Here is a 9054-nt window from a genome sequence, read left to right as displayed (position 1 = left end):
TTATCAAGCTCAAGGACTGGGATCTCAGGCAGACCCCCGGCACCAAGGTTCCGGCCATTGCGGGCAGGGCCATGGGGGCCTTTTCCCGGATCAAGGAGGCCATGATCTTTGCCTTTCCCCCGCCTGCGGTCATCGAATTGGGGAATGCAGTGGGTTTCGACTTCCAGCTGCAGGATCGCGGTGGTCTGGGACATCAAAAACTCATCGCCGCCAGAAACCAGCTCCTGGGCATGGCGGCCAAGGACCCGCGCCTTGTCCGGGTTCGACCCAACGGCATGGACGATGTGCCCGAATACCATATCGATATCGACTGGGCCAAGGCCGGAGCCCTGGGGGTACCGGTGAGTTCCATCAATCTGACCCTTTCGGCGGCCTTTGGCAGTGCCTATGTGAACAATTTTATCCAGGCGGGGCGGGTCAAGCGTGTCTTTGTTCAGGCCGATGCACCGTACCGCATGCTGCCCGAGGATCTGAAAAGGATATATGTGCGCAATACCGCAGGAGAGATGGTTCCCTTCGAGTCCTTTGCAACGGGAAAATGGACCACTGGTTCGCCGCTCCTGGAACGGTACAACGGGTTTTCTTCCATCAATATATGGGGCGAACCCGCTCCGGGAAAGAGTTCCGGTGATGCCATGCAGGCCATGGAGGAGATGGCTTCCAAGCTGCCTCAGGGGATAGGATTCGACTGGACGGGGCTGTCCTATCAGGAACGCATGGCCGGTTCCCAGGCGCCGCTCTTGTACGCCTTTTCCATATTCGTGGTCTTCTTGTGCCTGGCAGCCCTGTATGAAAGCTGGCCCATTCCCATCGCCATTCTTCTCTGTCTGCCCGTGGGGGTCATCGGCGGGGTCATGGCCTCGACCATGAAGGGCATGCCCAATGACGTGTATTTTCAGATCGGTCTGCTCACCATTCTGGGGCTGACCACCAAGAACGCCATTCTGATCGTTCAGTTCGCCCGGGCCAAGGTGGACGAAGGCGCGCCTCTGGTCTCGGCCACCATGGAGGCGGCCAAACTGCGACTGCGTCCCATCATCATGACCTCGTTGGCCTTCGGGTTCGGCGTGCTGCCGCTGGCCCTCGCCACGGGTGCCGGGGCCGGGGCGGAAAACGCCATCGGCGTGGGTGTGCTGGGCGGTATGGTCACCTCCACCCTCCTGGTCACCATGTTTGCCCCGCTCTTTTATGTGATCATCTACAGGGGACTGGGACGACATAGGAAGAAGATGACCATGAAGTACACGGAACCGGATACTCCCGGGGGGAAGGACAATGCATAGTTCAATGAAACTAATGGTTCTGATTGCCGGGGCGGTTTTTATTCTTGGGGGATGCAGTCTGGCCCCGACATACGAGCGGCCCGGTGCGCCTGTTCCTGCTGAATGGCCCGGTAGAGGCAATGCAACTGCGGCCGTAGATGGTGTACCCACTGCCCCGGAATTGCCGTGGAAGGCGTTTTTCCCCGACAACAACCTGCAGCAGGTTATCGATCTGGCCCTTGAAAACAACCGCGACCTCAGGCTCGCCGCCCTGAATGTGGCCCGGGCCCGGGCTTTGTATGGAGTGCAGCGGGTCGAACTCTATCCCGGGATCGGTGTCACCGGTACCGCAACAAAAGAGCAGACCGCCGAAGACTTCACAACACCGGGGACATCCAGGACATCCGAGGCGTTCGGCGTGGATCTGGGCATCGCTGCCTGGGAGATCGATTTCTTCGGTCGCATCCGCAGCCTCAAGGACCAGGCCCTGCAGGAGTATCTGGCTACGGAAGAGGCTGCGCGCAGTGTCCGGATAGCCCTGGTTGCCGGGGTGGCTCAGGCGTATATGGATCTGGCCGCCAATCGGGAGCATCTCGCCCTGGCCCGGTCGACCCTCACGGTGCAGGAAGCCACCCTGTCTCTCATAAAGCGGCGGTACGAGGTAGGATTGAGCACTGAGCTTGATCTTCATCAGGCGGAAGTCCCCGTTGAAACGGCCCGGGGAGACATTGCCCGGTACACCATGCTCGAGGCCCAGGCCGTGAACGCCCTCAACCTTCTGGCCGGGGGCACCGTGCCAAAGCGGCTTCTGCCCGGGGGATTGGGGGCTATGGTCCCACCCCGGACCGTTACGCCGGGGCTGCCTTCGGAAATCCTTCTCCATCGTCCGGACATCATGGCCGCGGAGCACCGTCTCAAGGGCGGCTATGCCGTTATCGGCGCGGCCCGGGCGGCGTTTTTTCCGTCCATTTCTCTCACGACTACCATCGGTACGGCGAGTGATCAGCTGTCCGGCCTGTTCGGGTCCGGGTCGGATACCTGGAATTTCACCCCCGGTGTGGCCATGCCTATCTTCGATCCCCGCACATGGGCGGCCTATAGGGTGAGCAAGGCCCAGCAGAAGATCCTGCTCACCGAATATGAAAAGGTCATTCAGACGGCCTTCAAGGAGGTTGCCGACGCCCTGGCTGTTCAGGAATACATCGGCCGGCAGATAGCAGCCCAGGAGGCTCTTGTGGGATCGTTGGCAAGGACGTATGAGCTGTCCAACAAACGGTATGCCAAGGGAATCGACAGTTATCTGGGCGTGCTCGACGCCCAGCGGTCCCTGGTGGAGGCCCGGCAGGGGCTTACGTCCCTGGAACTGGTCCGGCTCGCCAACGAGGCCCGGTTGTATGCGGTTCTCGGAGGCGGGGGTGGAGAAGAGTGACGATAGTGCGCAGTGCTCAGTACGCAGTGCGCAGTGGAGAGTTCACAGAACCGAACCTGCCGTCATCCCGGGCTTGATTCGTGATCGTGAAGGCCGGGGATGAAAATTCGGTTCGAAGAGTGGTACCTTATTTTCATGACTCGACAGAAAAACAGCCCCAATATTGCAATCGTGGAGTCGCGTAGGTGTCGTCCCCGGAGCACCATCACGAATAACCAGCCATTATGCCCGTAACCCACATCACCATCCAGTCCGAGGAAGCCGGGCAGAAGGTCCTGCAGCTGTTGCAGCGGCGGGTGGGCCGGGACGTGCCCAAGTCCGCCCTCATGCGGGTCATCCGCAAGGGGCAGGTCCGGGTGGACGGTCGTCGGGTCAAGCCTTTCGACCGGGTGAAAGAAGGGCAGAATGTGCGTATTCCTCCCTTTGAGACGAAGAATCCTGTCCATCCTCCCCCGTCCCCCAGAAAAGGATCGAAGCTTGCGTTGTCCGTCGTGTCCGAGGACCGGGACATGCTGGTGGTGAACAAACCCGCCGGGCTGCCCGTGCATCCCGGAACCGGATGGACGGACAGTGTGATTACCAGGCTGCAGACCATGTTTTCGGATGCGCCCTTTGCCCCGGTTCCGGTGCACCGTTTGGACAAGAATACCTCGGGCATACTCCTGGTGGCCAAGTCCTACGGGTTTTTACGTTCCATGCAGGATAGGTGGAAGACGGGCGGGGTGGGCAAGGTCTATCTGGCCTGGGTGCAGGGGACGTGGACACACCGTGATCCGATCCGGCTCACCGACAGGCTGGCCAAGTCCGGCGGTTCCGGACGGGAAAAGATGCGTACGGGGACGGGCAAAGAGTCTGCATGCGAGGTCAGGGGCGTGATCGTGCGTTCCGATGCTTCGTTGCTGGCTGTGCGGCTTCTCACCGGTCGGACCCATCAGATCCGCGTCCAGCTGGCATCCCGGGGATTTCCCCTGATCGGTGATCCCAAATACGGCGGGCCGACCCATGCAACCATGCTCCTGCATGCCTGGAGTCTGTCCTGGGATGGATTCCAGTTTTCGGTTCTTCCCCCGTGGACCGGGACTTTTCGGGTGGATGGGAGCGAGTTCTGAAAAAGAGTTGTTGTTTTGGAGCCGAATTTTTGCTCTTTATCGTCATCCCGGCGCAGGCCGGGATCTTGAAGGGCATGAAAGTGACCAAAACGTTACGGCAAGGGCAAATTCATAGAGATCCCGGATCACGTCCGGGATGACTGTTTTTTTCGTCTGCCCTTCTTTCTTTTTCGTTTCTCCCTTTCTCCTTTCTCCTTTTTTTTCTTCCTTCTCCGTTTCTTCTTTTTTTCCTGTCGCCTTGAGGGCAGATATGGAATCTGCCCCTACGATGTTTTGTGGAATCCTTTCCCGTCTTCCCTGCATCCATCATCTCCGCAGCTGTTCCCTTAACCCTTAACCTTAAACCTTCTCCCTTCTTCCTTTTCTCGCACCCCTATCCATTCCCGCCAAAAAACAGCCTCTGCCCCTTGCCCCCCGGCCGGTTTGAAGGCATGTTGTGGGAGCGTTTCGCTCCATTGCGCTTCGTGTGTGGGAACATCCTTCATCCTGAGATGTCTAACCGGAGATTTTGACCCATGGGCACGTTTCTGGCAGATCTGCATATTCATTCCCGGTTTTCCCGGGCCACCAGCAAAAACCTGACCTTCCGCAATCTGGCCGCCTGGGCGAGCGTCAAGGGTCTTGATGTCGTCGGGACCGGTGATTTCACGCATCCGGGCTGGCTGGCCATGCTCGAGGATGAACTCGAACCCGATGAGAGCGGTCTGTTCCGCCTCAAGGATTCCACGGGACTGAACCAGGAGATACCCGGCATGGAGGACATAGATCTTTCCTGCCGGGTTCGATTTTTGCTCAGTTCGGAGATCAGTTCCATCTACAAGCGGGGAGGCAGGGTCAGGAAGGTGCACAACCTCGTGTACATGCCTGATCTGGACTCGGTGAAGAAATTCAACGCCCGGCTCGCCCAGGTCGGCAACATCGAATCCGACGGCCGGCCCATCCTGGGTCTTGACTCGCGCAACCTTCTGGAGATGGTTCTGGAAATTCATCCAGAGGCCTATCTCATCCCCGCCCATATCTGGACGCCCTGGTTTTCCGTCTTCGGCTCCAAGTCGGGATTCGATACCATGGAGGCGTGTTTCGGGGACCTGACCCCGGAGATTTTTGCCGTGGAAACCGGACTCTCTTCTGATCCGGCCATGAACTGGCTGTGGTCCGATCTGGACAGGTATGCTTTGGTCTCCAATTCCGATGCCCATTCCGGGGCCAACCTGGGACGTGAGGCCAATGTTTTTCATGGGGACCGGGATTATACCGGGATCTTCAGGGCCCTCAAGGGGCAGCTTTCTGCTACGGAGTTCCGGGGGACCATTGAATTCTATCCCGAGGAGGGCAAGTATCATCTTGACGGGCATCGCAAATGCGGGGTGGTCATCGATCCCCGGACGACACGGATCCACAACAATATCTGCCCGGTATGCGGCAAACCCCTGACGGTGGGTGTTTTAAGCCGGGTTCTCGAGCTGGCGGACCGCACAACCCCGGTGCGACCCATTGGGCATCCCGGTTTCACCTCGCTCATCCCTCTGCCGGAAATCATCTCGGAAATCGTGGGTACCGGCCCCAAGACCAAGAAAGTGGCCAGGATGTACAACTCACTGATAGGACATTTTGGCTCGGAAATGCAGATTCTGCGTTCGATTCCCCTGGAGGATCTCAAACACCGTTCAGCCCCCCTGGCAGAGGGTATTGCACGACTCCGGAATGGTCAGGTCATCAAGCAGGGAGGATTTGACGGAACCTACGGGGTTATTTCGGTTTTTTCCCGGCAGGAACGGGAATCCTTCAAGCGGGGCAGGGCCATGATGCCTATTCCCGTTACCCCGCAAGCCACGACCGGTGATCAGAAGCCAACTGATCCGGATCCCTGCGGGACGGTTCCCGATGCGCTCAAACCCGCATATGCCCCGAATTCTTTGCAGCAACAGGCCATGGACGCAGGTCCCGATCCGGTGCTGGTCCTTGCAGGGCCTGGTACGGGAAAGACCCAGACCCTGATGGGCAGGGTGGAAAAATTGCTGGCCCAGGGAGAAGATCCGAAGAAGATTCTGGTCGTGACCTTTACGCGGCGGGCGGCCCGGGAGATCCGGGAACGATTGGCCCAATTGGGCGAGAACGCGGAACAGGTGCGGGCAGATACCCTGCATGCCATGGGATTTGCCTTCTGGTCCGAGAAACTCGGAGAGCCCCCGGTTCTTCTCTCCGAGGAGGGAGCCCGGTCCATCTTTGCTGCGGCCAACCCGGATCTTTTGGGCCAGAGCCTCAAGCAGACCTGGGAAACCATGGGCCGTGACAGGGAACTGGGCCGAACCGATTCTTCAACGTATTATCTGAACTATGCGGGTCAGAAATCGGTTTGGAATCTGGTCGATTACACAGATTTACTCGAGTTCTGGCTGGAACAATTGCGGGACGAAGCCGGTGCGGATGACCAGGAACGTTTTGCTCATGTTCTGGTTGACGAGGTCCAGGATCTTTCACCCCTGCAGATGGCCCTGGTTACGGCACTGACCGGGGATCAGGGAAAGGGATTTTTTGCTATCGGCGATCCCAACCAGTCCATCTACGGGTTCAGAGGGGCGATCTCAAATGTTCTGGACCATCTGCAGGCCCTTTGGCCGAATCTGGTGACCGTATCTCTGGAAAAGAACTACCGGTCGACCCAGCAGGTGCTCAATCTGGCACGAGGCGTCTTCCCGGAAGCCTCGGGGCTGACGGCTGTGCGTGAGGATCAGGGCAGGACGGTTCTGTTCCAGGCGGAGACTGCGGCTCAGGAGGCGGCCTGGATGGGAGGGAAGATTCTTTCGCTCATAGGTGGTACCGCTCATTGGCAGGCCGATGCGGGTAATCAGGGCGGAGTCGGTCCCGGAGATATCGCCGTGCTGGTCAGGATCAAGGCCCTCATTCCCTTGTACAGGAAGACCCTGGAAAAGATGGGTATTCCCTGTGCCGCACCTGAGGCGGAAGCGTTTTTCAAGGATCCCCGGGTGGAAAAAATTCTTGCCCAGGCCGGAGCGGTCCTGGGGATCATCAACGAAGATGTCGAGCCGGTCTGCCCGGATTCTATTCTGACCAAGGGGCCCGACCATATTGCCCGATACCTGGGAGATACCCCGCCCTTTGACCGGATGTTCTGGTCGAGTACCCCGTTTAAAACGCTCTCAGCCCGCTTTCGGGAGCATGGATCCTGGGCAGGGGTGCTCAACCAGATCAGTCTCGAGAGCGAGCTCGAAGCGATCCGCTCGCACTCTCAGAAGGTTCAGATCATGAGTCTGCATGGCGCCAAGGGGCTGGAATTCGAAGCGGTTTTTCTTCCGGCACTGGAAGAGGGCATTCTTCCTTTTGTGGGGGTGGATATCCTTATGGGCAAGGTTCGCAGCGGTGCAGCCCGTTCGGATGTGGACGAGGAACGCAGGCTTTTTTATGTGGGGCTGACCCGTGCCGGACAACGGGTGTATCTGAGCCACAGCAGGGAACGCAAAATTTTCGGCCACACCCTGCATGGCAGACCGACGCGGTTTTTGAAGGATCTTTCCGTGGAAGGGCTGAGCGTGCGGTCGGCCAAGGCCCATACCAAGGTGCAGGAAAAACAGCTCACGATGTTTCAAACGAGTCAGCTTTCAAGCCGCTGACGAAACTTCAAGTCAGCGATTATCTCTGGAATTTTCTGAACAGAACGCGTTCGTACACGGAGCACATTCGTAGAGCCGCATGGGGCGTTATGCCCATTTCTCTCAGCCGGCAATAGATGTGCAGGGGATTACAGTAGTGCTGGAAGAGTGATCGCAAATGGCGCATAAGCTGGTGGCTGATGGTTCAGGTGTTGTGCGGGAAATGTCTAGCAAGAGGGATGCCCCAGAAGACTGAACGTGGCCTTTTTGTATCAAAAACGACGTGGGGTTGGAAATTTTTGTCCTGTCCGGGCCACGAAAGGGGAAGCGGCTGCCTGACATAATGCTTTTTTTGTCCGGTTTCCCCGGAAAAAGGATGGTTGAACGGGATACAAAGAGAGTGGGCACCCATGAGATATGCTCATGGAATGCGGAGTAATCTGCTGGCGAGAAGTCCGATTTGACTTGAACTCCAAAGTCATTAGAACGTGGTCTCCGTCGTGCATGTGGCTTGACCATGCAACGAGACAATTCCGGGGAATCTTCCCCGACGTGTAACCAGGAAGGTTTTCATGGCGTATTTTCGTAACCTCGATTCGCAGGTCGCCCAACTGCTCGGACTTCTCAAAAAGGATCAGCGCTGGCTGATTCTCATGAATGCCGATCCCGATGCCATGGCCTCGGCCATGGCCCTCAAGCGGATTCTGGTTCGACGGGTGACCAGTGTCGGGCTCGCGTATGTGAACGAACTCTCCCGGCCCGACAACCTGGCCATGATGCGCCTCTTGCGCATCCCCATCAAGAAGCTCATTCCGACCCTGGCCGCCCAGTATGATCACTTCGCCCTGGTCGATTCACAGCCCCATCACCATCCGGACTTCGCATCCTTTGATTTCTCCATTGTCATCGATCATCACCCCCTTGTAGAGGAAAACCCGCCGGATTTTCCCTTTAGTGAAATCCGACCCGACTATGGTTCGAACAGCACCTTGATGACGGAATATCTCTACAATATGGGGCTTCGGCCGGGGAAACTGCTGGCAACGGCCCTGATCTACGGGATCAAGACGGACACCCAGAGTTTCGAGCGGCAGTTTCACGATGCGGATATCAAGGCCTTTCGGTATCTGACCAAGTTCTACAACCCCACCCTGCTGCATAAGATCACCCGCAGCGAGTTCCGGGTGGAATGGCTGAAGTATTTTTCTCAGGCCTTTCGTAAAATGCGCACCCTGGGCAACGGGTTGAATGCGTTTCTCGGCGCGGTGGATTCTCCGGACATTCTGGTCATTCTCGCTGATTTCTTCATGCGGGTGCACGGCCTCTCCTGGGTACTCATCGGCGGACTGCATGACGAAAAACTTGTCGTGGTCTTCAGGGGAGACGGGTTGCGAAGAGATATGGGCAAATTTGCCCAGACGCTTTTCGGGGACGTGGGATCAGCAGGAGGTCATCGCTCCATGGCCAGAGCGGAGATTCCCCTGGAAAACATCGGGAATCAGCATGCCCAGCAATTCATTCTGGAGCGGTTGGCCAAGAAACGGAAGAAAAATTCCAACCCCAAACCTCCCGCTGAATGATGGTTCTCCCCCGGCCGCAAAAGGCATCCTCGGCATACTGGTCCCGGCGGTGCATTCGGCCAT

5 protein-coding genes are annotated in these 9054 nt (G+C 57.8%); all 5 read left to right on the top strand.

The genetic code is table 11. The features are described 5' to 3' along the window. Positions 1–1283, top strand: a 1283-nt coding sequence (locus tag ACTVJH_RS13425) for an efflux RND transporter permease subunit (protein WP_455991644.1), incomplete at its 5' end; no start/stop codon positions are given. A gap of 4 nt (positions 1284–1287) precedes the next feature. Then, entirely contained in the window at positions 1288–2691 is a 1404-nt protein-coding gene (locus ACTVJH_RS13420) for an efflux transporter outer membrane subunit (RefSeq protein WP_455991642.1), read from the top strand. A 224-nt stretch (positions 2692–2915) separates the two neighbouring features. Then, positions 2916–3800 (top strand): RluA family pseudouridine synthase, encoded by an 885-nt coding sequence (locus ACTVJH_RS13415; RefSeq protein ID WP_455991639.1) that lies wholly within the window; start codon positions 2916–2918, stop codon positions 3798–3800. Between the two features lie 515 nt (positions 3801–4315). Further along, positions 4316–7432, top strand: coding sequence for a UvrD-helicase domain-containing protein (locus ACTVJH_RS13410; RefSeq protein ID WP_455991637.1), 3117 nt, complete (start codon positions 4316–4318; stop codon positions 7430–7432). Positions 7433–7983: 551 nt separating this feature from the next. Further along, positions 7984–8991, top strand: coding sequence for a DHH family phosphoesterase (locus tag ACTVJH_RS13405; RefSeq protein WP_455991634.1), 1008 nt, complete (start codon positions 7984–7986; stop codon positions 8989–8991). The last annotated feature ends 63 nt before the right edge of the window (positions 8992–9054 follow it).

It is taken from the genome of Desulfoplanes sp. PS50 (assembly GCF_053851535.1).
Note: the sequence above shows the minus strand (reverse complement) of the source record. Positions and strands in the feature narration are given on the sequence as shown.

Coding starts and splice junctions, on each gene's coding strand:
- ACTVJH_RS13405 (WP_455991634.1), top strand. CDS start 7,984: ATGGCGTATTTTCGTAACCTCGATTCGCAGGTCGCCCAACTGCTCGGA.
- ACTVJH_RS13420 (WP_455991642.1), top strand. CDS start 1,288: ATGAAACTAATGGTTCTGATTGCCGGGGCGGTTTTTATTCTTGGGGGA.
- ACTVJH_RS13410 (WP_455991637.1), top strand. CDS start 4,316: ATGGGCACGTTTCTGGCAGATCTGCATATTCATTCCCGGTTTTCCCGG.
- ACTVJH_RS13415 (WP_455991639.1), top strand. CDS start 2,916: ATGCCCGTAACCCACATCACCATCCAGTCCGAGGAAGCCGGGCAGAAG.